The 17,888-nt window shown below is 71.4% G+C and carries 6 protein-coding genes; 1 reads left to right on the top strand and 5 read right to left on the bottom strand.

Annotation, left to right across the window (positions count from 1 at the left end; genetic code table 11):
• The first annotated feature begins 97 nt into the window (after window positions 1–97).
• Window positions 98–817 (top strand): mycofactocin biosynthesis peptidyl-dipeptidase MftE, encoded by a 720-nt coding sequence (mftE, locus tag ACN6LB_RS41180; RefSeq protein ID WP_445030351.1) that lies wholly within the window; start codon window positions 98–100, stop codon window positions 815–817.
• A gap of 454 nt (window positions 818–1,271) precedes the next feature.
• Here mftE and ACN6LB_RS41175 read toward each other — a convergent pair whose 3' ends face one another.
• From ACN6LB_RS41175 to ACN6LB_RS41155, 5 genes are all read right to left on the bottom strand, one after another.
• Complete coding sequence (locus ACN6LB_RS41175) at window positions 1,272–2,048, bottom strand: TetR/AcrR family transcriptional regulator (protein ID WP_356143879.1); 777 nt, start codon at window positions 2,046–2,048, stop codon at window positions 1,272–1,274.
• Window positions 2,049–2,292: 244 nt separating this feature from the next.
• Complete coding sequence (locus ACN6LB_RS41170) at window positions 2,293–3,936, bottom strand: MFS transporter (protein ID WP_356143877.1); 1,644 nt, start codon at window positions 3,934–3,936, stop codon at window positions 2,293–2,295.
• Window positions 3,937–4,575: 639 nt separating this feature from the next.
• Window positions 4,576–5,472, bottom strand: a complete 897-nt coding sequence (locus ACN6LB_RS41165; protein WP_445030350.1) for a proline iminopeptidase-family hydrolase — start codon at window positions 5,470–5,472, stop codon at window positions 4,576–4,578.
• Window positions 5,473–5,663: 191 nt separating this feature from the next.
• Entirely contained in the window at window positions 5,664–11,639 is a 5,976-nt protein-coding gene (locus ACN6LB_RS41160; protein ID WP_445030365.1) for a type I polyketide synthase, read from the bottom strand.
• Window positions 11,640–11,686: 47 nt separating this feature from the next.
• Window positions 11,687–17,872 carry an SDR family NAD(P)-dependent oxidoreductase gene (locus ACN6LB_RS41155; protein WP_445030349.1) on the bottom strand — a complete coding sequence of 2,062 codons (6,186 nt, stop codon included), beginning with the start codon at window positions 17,870–17,872 and terminating at the stop codon, window positions 11,687–11,689.
• Window positions 17,873–17,888: the final 16 nt, after the last annotated feature.

The following is a 17,888-nucleotide window of genomic DNA, read 5'->3' as shown; positions in this document are numbered from 1 at the left end:
CTCCACGCCGGCCGGGCCCAAACCAGCCCGGTCCTCGCACCCCCCTCGTGCGGGCGGTCTCTCGCCCGAAGGGCCGGGGCGTTCTCGGAGGTTCCCGGTGAGCGGCGGAAACGGGCCGCGCAGGGTGCGCAGGCTGGGCGAGTTGACGTGGCCCGAGGTCGCGGCGCTGGCCGGGCACAGTGTGCTGGTGGTGCCGGTGGGCTCGACCGAGCAGCACGGGCCGCATCTGCCGTTCACCGTGGACACGGAGATCGCGCAGGCGCTGGCGGAGCGGCTGGCGGCGGCGCGGGAGTGGGTGGTGCTTGCCCCGCCGGTGCACTACGGCTCCAGCGGCGAGCACGCCGGCTTTCCCGGCACGCTGTCGATCGGCCGGGCGGCCACCGAGCTGCTGCTGACCGAACTGGGCCGCTCGGCCGACGCGTTCGCCGCGGTCGCGTTCGTCTCGGGGCACGGCGGCAACGCCGTGCCCGTGCGGCGTGCGGTGGCGCGGCTGCGCGACGAAGGGCGCCGCGCGCACTTCTGGGAGCCTGCCGGGGACGGCGGCGACAGCCACGCGGGCCGCGCGGAAACCTCCGCGATGCTGGCGCTGCGGCCCGCCGCGGTGCACCAGGAGCGGGCCGCGGCGGGTGAGACCCGGCCGCTGCCGGCGCTCCTGCCACAGCTGCGACGCGGCGGACTGCGGGCGGTGACCGCCAACGGGGTGCTCGGTGATCCGCGCGGCGCGGGGGCCGATGGCGGCCGGGAGCTGCTCGACACCTGGGCCGCGAGCCTGCTGACGGCCAGCGAGGCGTGGCGACCGCCGGCGCCGGGTCACTGAACCGGCTGGGCCTGGCGGGCTTCGCGTCATCTGCGGTGCCGCGGCGGGGGCGGGGGTGACGCCCCCGCAGCACTCGGTGACCCCCCGGCCGGCCCCGGGCATGAACTACTCGACGCCTGGGCCGCGAGCCTGCTGACGGCCTGCGAGGCGTGGCGGAAGCCGGCGCCGGGTCACTGAACCGGCTGGGCCTGGCGGGCTTCGCGTCATCTGCGGTGCCGCGGCGGGGGCGGGTGACCGCCCACACAGCACTCGGTGCCTCCGGCCGGCCCCAGGCATGAACTACTCGACGCCTGGGCCGCGAGCCTGCTGACGGCCGGCGAAGGGTGGCGGCCACCGGCGCCGGGTCACTGAACCGGCTGGGCCGGCAGTCTTCCCGTCATCTGCGGCGCCGCGGCGGGCAGTGACCGCCCACGCAGTGCTCGGTGATCCACGCGGCGCGGAAGCCGGCGCCGGGTCACTGATCCTGCTGGGCCTGGCGGGCTTCGCGTCGTCTGCGGCGCATCAGTGCCTCGATGCCGTCCAGGGCGCAGTGCAGGGAGAAACCGAACTCCGCTTCCTCGCCGTCGGAGTTGTCGAAGACGCCTGCTTCCATGGCCGCGTTGATGGCGGGGAAGCGGTCCGCGTCCGCCAGTTTCTCGATGAGCCGGCGGTAGTCCAGCATCGATGCGGCGCCGTCGGCCCCGGTTTTCGAGAAGGCCTCGTAGGTCTGGGCGAGCTGGGCCTCGTTGCGGACCAGGCCGGCCAGCATCAGGATCGTGGACATCTTCTGCGCCTCGGTCAGACCGGTGCGCTGCAGGAAGCACAGTCCCTGTTCGGCCCATGCGATCTGGTGGGGTGTCGCGGGCGGCCCGCTGATGGGGATGCGCACCACCCAGCTGTGCCGGCGCAGCACGGCCAGGTAGGAGTGGCTCCAGTGCTCCAGCCCGGCCCGCCAGTGCGGTTTCGCGTCCGGGTGGGGGACGGGCGGGCCGAAGGCGGCGTCCACCATCAGCGGCAGCAGCTCGTCCTTGGCGGAGACGTACCGGTAGAGGGACATCGTCGAGGAGTTGAGTTCCTTGGCGATACGGCTCATGGAGATGGCGCCGATTCCTTCGCGGTCCGCGAGGCGTACGGCGGTGTCCACGATCCGTCCCAGACTCAGGACCCGCTTGGGGCCCTTGTGGGAGGGCTCTCGCAGGCCCCACGCCACCTCGATGCTCGCCGGGAGGCCCACGACACTGTCGCTACCCATATGCGCCCGCCCTCTGTTGGCTGTGTCGACGAACCGTCACCACAATCTAGCCCAGCGGCCCGGCACACACACGTACTGCGTGCGCCACACACTATTTAGCGTTCACCGTACGCAGTACCTGGTGTCCGGGTCAACCGCGCCCCGGAAGGGACGGGGAAACAGGCACGGGCCTGTCGGCCGGCGAGCACCCGGGGGTGTTCGCCGGCCGAAGGCCCGTGTCTGCCGGCGGGGTTCGGCCGGTGGGTCAGTACCCCTGTGGCCGGGTGTGGTCGGCCACCATCGCGACCGGCGCCGGGGTGCCGGCGTCGGCCGGCCAGGAGGCCGGTGTCTGCCGTGCGACCACGGTCGACTCCGACTCCTCCTCGGTCTGTGGGTTGTTGGGCACCTTGCGCAGGGCCACGGTCACGAACAGCATGCCCAGGATGACCACGGCGCCGGCCACCACCGCCGCCAGGTTGAGGCCGTGGGTGAAGGCGTCGCGGGCCACGTGCAAAACGCTGCGGCCGCTCTCGCCGGGCAGCTTCTGCGCCGCGACGATCGCGCCGCCCAGGGTGTCGGGCGCGGTGCTGTAGGCGTCCTTGGGCAGGCCGCTGGGCAGCTTGTCCTTGACGTCGTTGCCGTAGACGTAGGCGCCGACGCTGCCGAGCAGGGCCATGCCGAGCGAACCGCCGAGCAGCGAACCCGTCTCGAGCACCGCGGTGCCCGAACCGGCCTCCTCCTCACTGACGTTGGCGACCAGCATGTCCGTGCACTGGCCCAGGACCGAGACCAGACCGCCGGCCTGCAGGCTCATCGCCACCAGCATCAGCCACAGCGGCGAGCCCGCGTCGAGCTGCGTCATGATCGCGAAGCCGCCCAGCGCCATTGCGAAGCAGCCCGCGGTGACCGAGGAGCGCCGCACGCCCTTCTCCAGGAAGGCGACGGTGGTCGGCTGGATGACGGCGACCCCCACCGACGGCACCAGGCTCCACAGCGCCGCGTTCAGCGGGGTGCGGTCCTGCACCGACTGCAGGTACTGCGCGGTGAAGACGGTGAAGCCGATCAGCGCGAAGGAGCCGATGAGCTTGGTGATCACCGCGCCGCTGACGGCACGGCGCTTGAGCAGGGCCATGTCCAGCATCGGGTGGTCGGAGGCACGCTGGCGGATCGCGAAGGCGATCAGGCTGGCCACACCGACGCCGATGCAGGCCAGCCGCAGCGAGTCGGCGCCGTTGGCCGCGATCTCCTTGATGCCGTAGATGAGCGGGAACAGACCGACGATGGTGAGCAGCGATCCCAGCACGTCGAACTTGCCGACCCGCGAGACCTTGGACTCCGGCAGCAGCATCGGCGCCGAGATCAGCAGCATCACCATGAACGGCACGTTGATCAGGAAGATCGAGCCCCACCAGAAGTGGGCCAGGAGCAGACCGCTGAGCACCGGGCCCGCGGTCACTCCCATGCCGAGTGTGCCGACGAAGATGGCGACGGCCTTGGTGCGCTCCTTCGGGTCGCGGAACATCACCCGCAGCAGCGCCATCGCCGTGGGTTCGAGGGTCGCGCCGCCGACCGCCTGGAAGATGCGGGCGAAGATGAGCATCTCGGAGCTCTGGCTGTAGGCCGCGATGATCGAGCCGATGCCGAAGATGAGCGCGCCCACCATCAGCAGCTTGCGACGGCCGATCCGGTCACCGATGGAGCCCATCGTGATGTAGAGGCTCGCCAGCACGAAGCTGTATGCGTCGAACATCCACAGCTGCTCGGTGGCGGTGGGCGAGAGCTGTTCGGTGATGTTCGGAACGGCGAAGTACACCACCGACATGTCCATCGACACGAGCAGCAGGGCCAGCATGAGTACACCTAGTGCGGTCCACTCCTTCCGGCCTGCCTTGCGAGTGACTTCAGGCATGTTCGATGCCTCCCGTGATCGGATCGAGCTTTTTACTGCGTGCGGCGCACGCGGTATTGTGTAGACCATACGCAGAAAGTGGAGGGAGGGTCAATCGGATAGGGAGCGATGCGGAGTTGCCGGCAGGGCGGCGGTGTGCGACGGGCCGTCAGGAGGGCGGGAGGTGGTCGGTCCCACGCCGTCCCGGACGGCAGTTCTGTGGCTGGCCCTTCCCCTGGAAGTCCCTCCGCCGGGCGTGACGCAGGGCCTTATCCGAAACCATAGCCGCGCCGCGTCACGGCCGAAGGAGGGTAATTCCGCGGCTCAAGCGGAAGTCGAGAAGCACTCCGATCACTGCCCCTTCCGGATGGCCAAAAAGGGCCGTTTCGAAGACCGCGAAAGCGTCCCGAAGTCACCGCCCCCGAGGGCGTCTTGGCAGTTCAGAACGGGCCCGGGGCGCCCTGCCGCGGGCCGCGGCCCAGGACCCGGCCGCCTGCCCGGCACGCCACCACCGGCACCATCCGGCGATTTGACGTACGGCTTCTCGCCATACCCGAAACACCGCGGAGCCCACCGGAATTCAAGTCAGGCTCCAGCGAAATTCAAGCGACTCTCCAGCGGAATTACCACCGCCTCGGCGAAAGGGCCGAGCAGGGCCCGTCACAGGCTCTTGAGGTACTCCGTCATGACCTCGTGAAAGGCCTCCGGCTCCTCCAGGTGCGGCAGGTGGCTGGAGTCCTCGAAGACCACCCAGCGCGCGTCGGGGATCCGCTCCGCGTAGGGGCGCACCGTCTTGGGGGTGGCCTCGTCGTGGCGGCCGGACAGGACCAGGGTCGGCACGGCGACGTCCGCCAGGCGGTCCTCCACGCCCCAGTCCTTCAGGGTTCCGATGACGTGGAACTCACTGGGGCCGTTCATGGCGTAGTACACCGTCGGGTCGTTGTAGACCTCGTAGAACGAGGCCCGGTACTCGCGCGGCCACGGCTTGAGGCGGCAGACGTGCTTCTCGTAGAAGGGCGTCATCGCCCCGTAGTACTCCTCGCTGTCCGTCGTCCCGGCCGCCTCGTGGCGCAGCAGCGTCTCGTTGACGCCGGGCGGCAGCTGGGCGCGCAGCACCGCCATCTCCTCCAGCCACAGCGGGTAGGAGGCGGGCGAGTTGGCGATCACCAGGCCGCGCAGGCCGGCCGGGCGGGCGGCGGCGTGCTCGGCCACCAGCAGACCGCCCCAGGACTGGCCGAACAGTACGTAGTTGTCGGCGATGCCGAGGGAGGTCAGCAGGTTGTCGAGCTCGGCGAGGAACAGCTCGACGGTCCAAAAGTCCGCGCCGCGGCCCGGCAGATGGGTGGAACCGCCGTTGCCGATCTGGTCGTAGTGCACGATGGCCCGGCCCTCCTCGGCGAGCCGGGCCAGCGGCAGCAGATAGTCGTGCGTGGAGCCCGGGCCGCCGTGCACCACCACGACCGGCGCGAGGCCCGAGCCGAGGTCGCCGGTGACGCGGTACCAGGTCTTGTACTCGCCGAACGGAACGGTTCCCTTGGCGCTCGGGGCCGGTGTCATGGATCCTCACTTCTTCACCTGTATGGGCTGTGGAACTGCCTGCGCCGCCCCGGCCCTGCCACCCCCCTTTCCACCACCGCCACCGCCACCGCCTGCGCTGCCGACGGGCAACGCAGGCGGAACAAGCGGAACGAGCGGAACAGGCAGGGCAGACGGGGCAGACGGGCGGGCGGGAGGGACGACCGCAGGGGTTAGAGCGCCCCGGAGAGCCACTCCTGCACGCTCCGCGCGGTCTGCCCGGCCGCTTCCTCCACGATGGTGAAGTGGTCGCTGGGCACGGAGCGGTAGGTGTGGCCGGGATGCCAGGGCCGGGCCTTCCAGGAGTCGTCGACGGCGCCACCGGCAACACCGGCATCGGCGTCGGCGTCGGCGTCGGCGTCGGCGAGGAAGCTGCGCTCGGCGCCCAGGAACAGCACCGGGGTGTCGACGGCGTCCAGCGGGATCAGCGGCAGCAGGTCGAAGTAGGCGCGCATGGCGGACAGGCCCGCCGCGTCGAACAGACCGTACTGCGAGTCGCGTTCCACCAGCGCGGCGGACATCTGCTCGAACACCTGGGCCTGCATGCCGCCGCCCTTCTCCTGCGTCACCACGTACGTGTCCACGAGGACCACGCCCGCCGCCGGCGTGCCCAGTTCACGCTCCAGGCGGCCCGCGGTGGCGTAGGCGAGGAGCCCTCCGGCGGAGTAGCCGAACAGCACGAACGGCTCGCCCTCCGCCGCCTCCAGCACGGCGTGGGACAAGGCCGAGGTGAGCGCGTCGACGGAGGCGGGCAGGTTCTCGCCGCGCTCGAATCCGGGCGAGGGCAGGCTGGTGACGGGGCGTATGTCCCGGAAGTGCGAGGCCAGCCGGGCGTGCTGGTGGGTGCCTCCGGTGGCCATGGGTGTGCCGAGGCAGATCAGCCGCGGCCGGGCCGGGCCGTCGGCCAGCCGCACCGGGCGCAGCGGAGCGGCGAGGTCACGGTGGCTGTCGAAGGTCGGGCGCAGATCGGCGACCGCGCGCAGCAGAGAGAACGCCTGGGTCGTGCGGCCGGCCAGCACGCTCTGACGGAACAGGCCCGTCACGGTGTCCTCGTCGGCCTCGGCAGCCCGGGCGCCGGAGGCGTCCGAGGCCGGGGCCGATCCGTCGAACCGCTCCAGTACCTCGACGAGTTCACGGGCCAGCCCCGCAGGGGTCTTGCTGTCGAACACGGCCATCGGCGGCAGGTCGATGCCGAGGACGCCGTTGAGGGCGCCGCGCAGTTCCATCGCGCTGAGCGAGTCCACGCCCGCTTCCAGAAAGTCCCGCTCGGCCACGATGGCGTCCACCGAGGCGTGCCCCAGGACGCGGGCGGTGTGCTCCATCACCAGCGTCAGCAGCGCCTTCTCCCGCTCGGCCGGCTCCAGGGCGGCGAGCTGCCCGCGCAGCACCGAGGAGTCCGCCCTGACCCGGCCGCTACGACGCCTGGTGACACGGACCAGTCCCCGGTACAGGGCGGGCAGGTTCTCGCCTGCCGAACGCAGCGCCTTGAGGTCGAGACGGATGGGAACAAGGGCCGGAGCGGGAAGGGTGCTTGCGGTGTCGAAGAGTTGCAGACCCTGTTCGGGGGTGAGGGCGTGCACGCCCGTGCTGCTCATCCGGTCGAGGTCGGCCTGACCCAGCTCCCCGGCCATGCCACCGCCCCACAGACCCCAGGCCAGGGACTGTGCGGGCAGCCCGGCCGCCTTGCGGTGGGTGGCAAGCGCGTCCAGGAAGGCGTTGGCGGCCGCATAGTTGCCCTGCCCCGGGTTGCCGAAGGTTCCGGCCGCGGAGGAGAACAGCACGAACGCGCTCAGGTTCTTGTCGGCGGTCAGGTCGTGCAGGTTCAGGGCCGCGTCCACCTTCGGGCGCAGCACCCTGTCCACCCGCTCGGGGGTGAGCGAGGCGATGATGCCGTCGTCCAGGACGCCGGCGACGTGGACCACCGCGGACAGGTCCACATCCTGAAGCAGGGCCGCCAGTGCGTCGCGGTCGGCGGCGTCGCAGGCCGCCACCGACACCTCGGCGCCCAACGCGGTCAGCTCGGCCGTCAACTCCGCCATTCCCGGAGCCTGTTCACCCCGACGGCTGGTCAACAACAGGCTCCGCACCCCATACGCGGTCACCAGATGCCGCGCGAACAGCCCGCCCAGCGTGCCACTCGCACCGGTCAGCAGGACCGTGCCCTCGGCGGTGAACACCGGGGCGTCCTCGTTCACGGTGGCAGGCGTACGGGCCAGCCGGGCACCGTAGGCGGCCGTACCGCGCACGACGACCTGCGGCTCACCGGTCGCCAGCGCGAGGGCGACGGCGTCTTCGACGCTGCCTTCGTCCGCGTCCACCAGGAAGATACGGCCCGGGTCCTCCGACTGGGCGGAGCGGACCAGACCCCATACGGCGGCGCCGGCCAGGTCGGTGACGTCCTCACCCGCCAGCGCCACCGCACCCCGGGTGAGGAACACCAACGGGCCCTCGGCGGACTGCAGTTCGGACAGTGCGTGGCGTACCGCGGACCGTACCGCTTCGGCGTCCGTGCCGGGGGTGGTGTGCAGGACGTTCACGTCGGCGGGTGCCGTGCCGTTCGCGGCGGCCAGGGGGACCCAGTCCAGCTGGAAGAGTGACTCGTTGAGCGCCGCTTGTCCGGACGCCGACTGGCCGGCGGAGATCTCCCGCAGGGCGAGCGTCTCGACGGTGGCCACCGGGCGGCCCTCCTCGTCGGCGACCCGAAGGGACACGCCGTCGGTGCCGGCGGGCGAGAGCCAGAGCCGTACCCGGTCGGCGCCCGAGGCGTGGAAGGACACGCCGGTCCACGCGAACGGCAGCCGCGCGGAGCGGTCATCGCCGCCGCTGTCACGCAGCGCGATGGCGTGCAGGCAGGCATCCAGCAGTGCCGGGTGCACCGCGAAGCCTTCGACGCTCGTCTCCTCCGGCAGCGCGATCTCGGCATAGACGTCCTCGCCCGACCGCCAGGCGGCCGTCAGGCCCTGGAAGACCGGCCCGTACTCCAGACCGGCTTCCGCGAGCCCCTCGTACAGGCCCTCGACGTCCACCGGCTCGGCACCGGCCGGCGGCCACTGCGCCAGGTCGAAGGAGGGCTCGACCGGAGTGGCGGACAGGGATCCGGTGGCGTGCAGGGTCCACTGGACGTCGTCGGTGTCCTGCGTACGGGTGTACAGCCGCACCGCCCGGCGCGTTCCGGACTCGTCCGGCTCGTCGACGACGACGTGCACGATGACGCCACCGCTCTCCGCCAGCACCAGCGGCGCCTGCAACGTCAGCTCCTCCAGCCGGTCGCAGCCGACCTCGTCGCCGGCGGCCAGCGCCAGTTCGACCAGGCCGGTGCCCGGGAACAGGACGGTGCCGCCGACCGCGTGGTCGGCCAGCCAGGGCTGCGACGAGACCGACAGGCGGCCGGTCAGCACCACGCCGTCGCCGTCGGCCATGCGCACGGCCGCGCCGAGCAGTGTGTGCCCGGTCGGCTCCAGGCCGGCTTCCGAGACTCCGCCGCCCAGTTCGGCGGCGACCCATGACTCGGCCAGGTAGTCCAGGGTGTGGAACCAGTAGCGCTGGCGCTGGAAGGCGTAGGTCGGCAGGTCGACGCGGCGTGCTCCGGTGCCGGCGTAGAACGCGGTCCAGTCAACAGCCCCGCCCCGTACGGCGATCCGTGCCAGCGCGGACACTGTCTCGCGGGTTTCGTCGCGGTCGCGGCGCAGGGTGGGCACGAAGGCCGCGTCCTCGGCGGACTGCCGGCCCATCGCCGTGAGCACCGCATCCGGACCCAGCTCGACGAACGTACCCACACCCGCAGCTTCCAGGGCCCCGATCGCGTCGGCGAAACGGACCGCCTCACGGACGTGGCGGACCCAGTACTCCGGGTCCTGCAGTTCGTCGCCGACGAGGGTGCCGGTGAGGGTGGACACGATCGGGATGGAGGGAGTGGCGTACGTCAGCTCCTGTGCGACGGCACGGAAGTCGGCGAGCATCGGCTCCATCAGCGGGGAGTGGAAGGCGTGGGACACCTTCAGACGAGTGGTCTTACGGCCCTCCGCCTCGAAGTGCGCCTTGATCCGCAGCGCCTCCGCCTCAACACCGGAGACGACCACTGCGGTGGGCCCGTTGACGGCGGCGATGCCCACGCCGTCGGCCAGCAGCGGGCGTACCTCGTCCTCGGTCGCCTGCAGGGCGACCATCGCACCGCCCTCCGGCAGCGCCTGCATCAACCGGCCCCGCGCGGTCACGAGTTTCGCGGCATCCGCCAGGGACAGCACCCCGGAGACGTGCGCGGCCGCGAACTCGCCGATCGAGTGCCCGGCCAAGTAGTCGGGCTTGATCCCCCACGATTCGAGCAGCCGGTACAGCGCCACCTCCAGCGCGAACAACGCCGGCTGGGTGAACTCCGTACGGCTCAGCCGCCCGGCGTCCTCACCCCAGATGACCTCCCGCAGCGGCACATCGATCTCAGCCAGTACCGCATCGAAAGCCTCGGCGAACACCGGGAACGCGGCGTGCAGTTCACGGCCCATCCCGATGCGCTGCGCCCCCTGCCCGGTGAACAGGAAGGCTGTACGTCCGGTGCCGCGCACGCTGCCCTGCACCACACCCGCGGCAGGGGCGCCCTGCGCCAGCCCGGACAGGCCCGCCAGCAGCTCTTCGCGGTTCGCGCCCATCACGGCCGCTCGGAAGTCCAGTGCGGTGCGGGTGCTGGTGAGGGAGTGGGCGATGTCGAGGGGGCGCAGGTCGGGGTGGGATTCGAGGTGGGTCTTCAGGCGTTCGGCCTGGCCCTGGAGGGCCTGTTCCGTCTTGCCGGTGAGGAGGAGAGGGACGACGGGCAGGTCGCTCTCGGTCGTGGGCTCGTCGGGGACGGGGTCGGGGTCGGGGGCTTGTTCGAGGATGACGTGGGCGTTGGTGCCGCTGATACCGAAGGAGGACACCCCCGCGCGACGCGGGCGGCCGGTCTCCGGCCAGGGCCGGGACTCCGTCAGCAGCCGCACGTTGCCCTCGGACCAGTCGACCTGGTGGGTGGGTTCGTCCACGTGCAGGGTCGGCGGCAGCACACCGTGCCTGATCGCCTCGACCATCTTGATGATGCCCGACACCCCGGCCGCAGCCTGGGTGTGGCCCATGTTCGACTTGATCGACCCCAACCACAACGGCTGGTCCTCGGGCCGGTCCTTGCCATACGTCGCCAGCAGCGCCTGGGCCTCGATCGGGTCGCCGAGCGTGGTACCCGTGCCGTGCGCCTCGACCGCATCGACGTGGTCAGGGGCGAGCTGGGCACCGGCGAGGGCCTGGCGGATGACACGGACCTGGGCGGGACCGTTGGGCGCGGTCAGGCCGTTGCTGGCGCCGTCCTGGTTGACGGCGATGCCGCGGACGACTGCGAGGACGGGGTGGCCGTTGGCGCGGGCGTCGGAGAGGCGCTCCACCAGCAGCATGCCGGCGCCTTCGCCCCAGGCGGTGCCGTCCGCCGCTGCGGCGAAGGACTTGCAGCGCCCGCTGTGGGACAGGCCGCGCTGGCGGCTGAACTCGACGAAGGTCTCCGGCGTTGCCATCACGCAGACGCCACCGACCAGGGCGAGGGTGCAGTCGCCCGAACGCAGGGCGTGCACGGCGGAGTTGAGGGCGACGAGGGACGAGGAGCAGGCGGTGTCCATCGTCACCGACGGCCCTTCGAGGCCGAGGGCGTAGGAGATGCGGCCCGAGGCGATGGAGCCGGTGTTCGCGTTGGCGGCGTAGTCGTGGTACATCATTCCGGCGAAGACGCCGGTGGCCGAGCCCTTCAGTGCGGCCGGGTCGATGCCGGCGCGCTCGATCGCCTCCCAGGAGGTCTCCAGCAGCAGCCGCTGCTGCGGGTCCATGAGGAGCGCTTCGTTCGGTGAGATACCGAAGAGGGAGGGGTCGAAGTCGGCGGCGTCGTGCAGGAAGCCGCCCTCACGGACGTAGGTCGTGTTGGGGCGCTGGGCCTCGGGGTCGAAGAGCTGGTCGGCGTCCCAGCCCCGGTCGGTGGGGAATTCCGTGACCGCGTCCACCCCGTCGGCGACCAGCCGCCACAGGTCTTCCGGGCTCTCCACCCCTCCGGGGTAGCGGCAGCTCATGCCGATGATGGCGACGGGTTCGCGGAGGGTGGCGGTGAGCTTCTTGTTCTGGGCGCGCAGCCGCTCGCTCTCCTTCAGCGCCGACCGGAGCGCGTCGACGATCTTGTTCTGGTCAGAGCCGGCCATTACACATCTCCCGTTTCCCCGCCGCTGAGCGCCAGGCTGATGAGGCTTTCGGCATCCATGTCGTCGATCGAGCCCTCCCAGGCCTCTTCGGCCTCGTCCGGTTCGGTCCGTGCGTCGCTGACGCCGCCGAGTTCGAGCAGGGCGTCCAGCAGGCCCGCGTCGCGCAGCCTGCCCAGCGAAATGGTCTGCAGGACCGCTCGGATCTCGGCCTCGCCCGACCCCTCAGCGTTGCCGTGGCCATTCGAGTCCGGGACGAGCTCCGCTCGTATGTGGGCGGTGAGCGACCTGGCGTTGGGGTAGTCGAAGACCAGCGTGGGCGGCAGGCGCAGTCCGCTGAGGCCGTTGAGCAGGTTGCGGAACTCCACGGCGCTGAGCGAGTCGAAGCCCAGCTCGCTGAAGGCCCGGTCGGGGTCGACGGCATCCGCGCCCGCGTGGCCGAGGATCGTTGCCGCGTTCGTACGGACGGTGTCCAGCAGCAGGGCTTCCTGCTCTTCCGGGGAGAGGCCGGTGAGCTGTTGCTTGAGTGCGTTCGCCGCGGCCTGGCCGCCGCCCGCCGAGGCGGTGCGCCGGGCCGGGGTTCGTACGAGTCCCTTGAACAGGGCGGGCAGGTTCTCGCCTGCCGAACGCAGCGCCTTGAGGTCGAGACGGATGGGAACCAGAGCCGGAGCGGGAAGGGTGCTTGCGGTGTCGAAGAGTTCCAGACCCTGTTCGAGGGTGAGGGCGTGCACGCCGGTGCTGCTCATCCGGTCGAGGTCGGCCTGACCCAATTCCCCGGCCATGCCCCCGCCCCACAGACCCCAGGCCAGGGACTGTGCGGGCAGCCCGGCCGCCTTGCGGTGGGTGGCAAGCGCGTCCAGGAAGGCGTTGGCGGCCGCGTAGTTGCCCTGGCCCGGGTTGCCGAAGGTTCCGGCCGCGGAGGAGAACAGCACGAACGCGCTCAGGTTCTTGTCGGCGGTCAGGTCGTGCAGATTCAGGGCCGCGTCCACCTTCGGACGCAGCACCCTGTCCACCCGCTCCGGGGTGAGGGAGGCGATGATGCCGTCGTCCAGGACGCCGGCGACGTGGACCACCGCGGACAGGTCGACATCCTGGAGCAGGGCGGCCAGTGCGTCGCGGTCGGCGGCGTCACAGGCCGCCACCCGCACCTCGGCGCCCAGCTCGGCCAGTTCGGCCGTCAACTCCGCCATCCCCGGCGCCTGTTCACCCCGGCGGCTGGTCAGCAGCAGGCTCCGCACTCCATACGCGGTCACCAGATGCCGCGCGAACAGCCCGCCCAGCGTGCCACTCGCACCCGTCAGCAGGACCGTGCCCTCGGCGGTGAACACCGGGGCGTCCTCGTTCACGGTGGCGGGCGTGCGGGCCAGCCGGGCACCGTAGGCGGCCGTGCCGCGCACGACGACCTGCGGCTCACCGGTCGCCAGCGCGAGGGCGACGGCGTCTTCCTCGCCGGCCTCGTCGGTGTCGACCAGCACGAAGCGGTCGGGCGTCTCGGACTGGGCGGAGCGGACCAGACCCCATACGGCGGCGCCGGCCAGGTCGGTGACATCCTCCCCCGCCAGCGCCACCGCGCCCCGGGTGAGGAACACCAACGGGCCCTCGGCGGACTGCAGTTCGGCCAGTGCGTGGCGCACGGACGCCCGTACCGTCTCGGCATCCGACCCCGGGGCCGGACGCAGCACGGTGACCTCTGCGGGAACCGGTCCGCTCCGCGCCCCCGGCATCGCCACCCAGTCCAGCTGGAACAGCGACTCGTGGAATGCGGATCCCGCCGCCGCCAGCTGCTCGGCGGAGATCTCCCGCAGGACGAGACTCTCCACGCTCGCCACCGGACGGCCCGCGCCGTCGGCGACGGTGAGCGCGACCGCCTCTCCCTTGAAGGTGAGCTTCAGCCGTACCCGGGTGGCACCCGAGGCATGGAAGGACACGCCGGTCCACGCGAACGGCAGCCGCGCGGAACGGTCATCGCCGCCCTCACGCAGTCCGATGGCGTGCAGGCACGCGTCCAGCAGCGCCGGGTGCATCCCGAACTTGTCGACGGCCGTGTCCTCGGGCAGGGCCACCTCGGCGTAGATCTCCTCGCCGGAGCGCCAGGCGGCTGTCAGGCCCTGGAAGACCGGCCCGTACTCCAGACCGGCCTGCGCCAGCCCCTCGTACAGGCCCTCGACGTCCACCGGCTCGGCAGCGGCCGGCGGCCACTGCGCCAGGTCGAAGGAGGGCTGCGGTGCCGCCCCGGCGAGCAGGCCCACGGCGTGGCGCACCCACGGTTCGTCGTCCGCTTCCGGGCGCGAGTGGATGCCGACCGTCCGGGCGCCCGTGTCTCCGGGAGCTCCTACGGATACCTGGACCTGGAGCGCGCCGTGCTCGGGCAGCACCAGCGGCGCCTCCAGCGTGAGTTCCTCCAGCAGGTCGCAGCCGACCTCGTCGCCGGCGGCCAGCGCCAGTTCGACCAGGCCGGTGCCGGGGAAGAGGACGGTGCCGCCGACCGCGTGGTCGGCCAGCCAGGGCTGTGCGGACGTGGACAGCCGGCCGGTCAGCACCACGCCGTCGGTGTCGGCCAGTGTCACGGCGGCGCCGAGCAGCGCATGCCCCGAGGATCCGATGCCCATCTCCGACAGGGCGCTGCCGGTCTCGACGACGCTCTCCAGCCAGTACGTGCTGCGCTGGAAGGCGTACGTCGGCAGGTCGTCGAGCGCTCGGACTCCGGTGCCGGCGTAGAACGCCGCCCAGTCGGGCGTGAGTCCGACGACGTGCAGCCGGGCCACGGTGCCCAGAAGTGTGGGCACTTCGGCCCGGTCCTTGCGCAGGGCGGCCGTCAGTACCGCCGACTCCGACTCGACGGACTGCTGCGCCATCGCGGTCAGCACACCATCGGGACCCAGCTCCAGGAACCGGGTGACTCCCTCCGACTCCAGCACTGTCACCGCATCGGCGAAACGCACCGCCTCACGGACATGACGGACCCAGTACTCCGGATCACCCAACTCCTCACCGACGAGGGCGCCGGTGAGGGTGGACACGATCGGGATGGAGGGCTCGTTGTACGTCAATTCCTGTGCGACGGCGCGGAAGTCGGCGAGCATCGGCTCCATCAGCGGGGAGTGGAAGGCGTGGGAGACCTTCAGACGGGTGGTCTTACGGCCCTCCGCCTCGAAGTGCGCCTTGATCCGCAAAGCTTCCGCCTCGACGCCGGAGACGACCACTGCGGTGGGTCCGTTGACGGCGGCGATGCCCACACCGTCGGCCAGCAGCGGACGCACCTCGTCCTCGGTGGCCTGCAGGGCGACCATCGCGCCGCCCTCCGGCAGCGCCTGCATCAACCGGCCCCGCGCGGTCACGAGTTTCGCCGCATCCGCCAGTGACAGCACCCCGGACACATGCGCGGCAGCGAACTCACCGATGGAATGCCCGGCCAGATAGTCGGGCTTGATCCCCCACGATTCGAGGAGCCGGTACAGCGCCACTTCCAGCGCGAACAGGGCGGGCTGGGTGAACTCCGTACGGCTCAACTGTTCGGCGTCCTCCCCCCACATGACCTCGCGCAGCGGCGCATCGATCTCGGCGAGTGCGGCGTCGAAGGCGTCGGCGAACACCGGGAACGCGGCGTGCAGTTCACGGCCCATCCCGATGCGCTGCGCCCCCTGACCGGTGAACAGGAAGGCGGTACGTCCGGTGCCGCGCACGCTGCCCTGCACCACTCCCGCGGCTGACCTGCCCTCGACGAACGCGGTGAGGGCCGCCAGCAGCTCTTCCCGGTTCGAGCCCATCACGGCTGCCCGGAAGTCCAGCGCGGTGCGGCGGGTGGCAAGGGAGTAGGCGATGTCCTGCGGGCGCAGGGCGGGGTCGGTGTCGGCGTATGTGTGCAGGCGTTCGGCCTGGGTCCGCAGGGCTTCGGGGGTTTTGCCGGACAGGGTCCACAGGACCGTGTCGGGAGCCGTGCCCTCGTCTGCGGGCCGTTCCTCTGTCGGGGCTTGTTCGATGATGACGTGGGCGTTGGTGCCGCTGATACCGAAGGAGGACACCCCCGCGCGACGCGGACGGCCGGTCTCCGGCCAGGGCCGGGACTCCGTCAGCAGCCGCACATTGCCCTCGGACCAGTCCACCTGATGCGTGGGCTCATCCACGTGCAGGGTCGGCGGCAGCACCCCGTGCCTGATCGCCTCGACCATCTTGATGATGCCCGACACCCCTGCCGCGGCCTGCGTGTGACCCATGTTCGACTTGATGGATCCCAACCACAACGGCTGGTCCTCGGGCCGGTCCTTGCCATACGTCGCAAGGAGAGCCTGGGCCTCGATCGGGTCGCCGAGCGTGGTGCCCGTGCCGTGCGCCTCGACCGCATCGACGTGGTCGGGGGCGAGCTGGGCACCGGCGAGGGCCTGGCGGATGACACGGACCTGGGCGGGGCCATTGGGCGCCGTCAGGCCGTTGCTGGCGCCGTCCTGGTTGACGGCGGAGCCGCGCACCATCGCCAGCACCGGGTGGCCGTTGGTGCGGGCGTCGGAGAGGCGCTCCAGCAGGAGCATGCCCACGCCCTCGCCCCAGGCCGTGCCGTCGGTGGCAGCAGCGAAGGACTTGCACCGGCCATCGGGAGCAAGCCCGCGCTGACGGCTGAACTCCACGAACGCCTCCGGCGTCGCCATCACCGCCACGCCACCGGCCAACGCCAGCGAGCACTCCCCCGAACGCAACGCCTGCGCCGCAAGATGCAGCGCCACCAGCGACGAGGAGCAGGCCGTGTCGATGGTCACCGAGGGGCCTTCGAGGCCGAAGGTGTAGGACACCCGGCCCGAGGCGACGGAACCGGTGTTCGTGTTGTCCTGGTAGTCGTGGTACATCATTCCGGCGAAGACGCCGGTGGCCGAGCCCTTCAGTGCGGCCGGGTCGATGCCGGCCCGCTCGATCGCCTCCCAGGAGGTCTCCAGCAGCAGCCGCTGCTGCGGGTCGATGGCCAACGCCTCGTTGGGGCTGATCCCGAAGAAGTCGGGGTCGAAGTCGCCCGCCTGGTGCAGGAAGCCGCCGTGCTTGACGTAACTGGTGTTGGGGCGTTCGGACTCGGGGTCGTACAGCTCGTCGATGTTCCAGCCACGGTTGGTCGGGAACTCCGAGACCGCATCCACTCCGCCGGCGACCAGCCGCCACAGGTCTTCCGGGGTCTCCACCCCGCCGGGATAGCGGCAGCTCATGCCGACGATCACGATCGGGTCGCCGTCGGTCACCACCACCGTGGGGGCCGCGCCGGTGGTGTCGTCACCGGTGCCCGTGAGCTCCTGGGCGAGGTGCCGGGCGAGCACGGACGGGCTGGGGTAGTCGAAGACGAGGGTGGCGGGCAGGCGCAGGCCGGCGGCCTCGCCGAGACCGTTGCGGAACTCGACGGCGCTCAGTGAGTCGAAGCCCAGTTCGCTGAAGGCCTGTTCAGGGTCGATGGCCTCGGGGCCGGCGTGGCCGAGCGTCGCGGCGGCGGTGGCCCGGACGAGGCCGAGGATCTCGGCCTCCTGCGCCTCGGGGGTCATCCCGGTGAGCCGTTGGGCCAGGGCCGAAACACCGGCCGTGCCGGTCGTGGTGCTGACCGCCCGGCGGGCCGGGCGGCGGACCAGGCTGCGGAAGAGTTCGGGCAGTTCGCCGTCGCCCGCGCCGAGTGCCTTGGCGTCGAGGCGGATGGGAACCAGGGCGGGGGCGGCAAGGGTGCTTGCGGTGTCGAAGAGTTCCAGACCCTGTTCGGGGGTGAGGGCGTGCACGCCGGTGCTGCTCATCCGGTCGAGGTCGGCCTGGCTGAGCTCCCCGGCCATGCCACCGCCCCACAGACCCCAGGCCAGGGACTGTGCGGGCAGCCCGGCCGCCTTGCGGTGCGCGGCGAGGCCGTCGAGGAAGGTGTTGGCGGCGGCGTAGTTGCCCTGGCCCGGGTTGCCCAGCGTTCCGGCTGCGGAGGAGAACAGCACGAACGCGGTGAGGTTCTTGTCGGCGGTCAGGTCGTGCAGATTCAGGGCCGCGTCCACCTTCGGGCGCAGTACCGTGTCCACCCGTTCCGGGGTGAGGGAGGCGATGATGCCGTCGTCGAGAACTCCGGCGACATGGACCACCGCTGAGAGGTCGACATCCTGGAGCAGGGCGGCGAGGGTGTCGCGGTCGGCGGCGTCGCAGGCCGCCACCGACACGTCGGCGCCCAGCGCGGTCAGCTCGGCCGTCAACTCCGCCATCCCCGGG

The sequence above is a fragment of the Streptomyces sp. SAS_270 genome (assembly GCF_052543295.1).
Note: the sequence above shows the minus strand (reverse complement) of the source record. Positions and strands in the feature narration are given on the sequence as shown.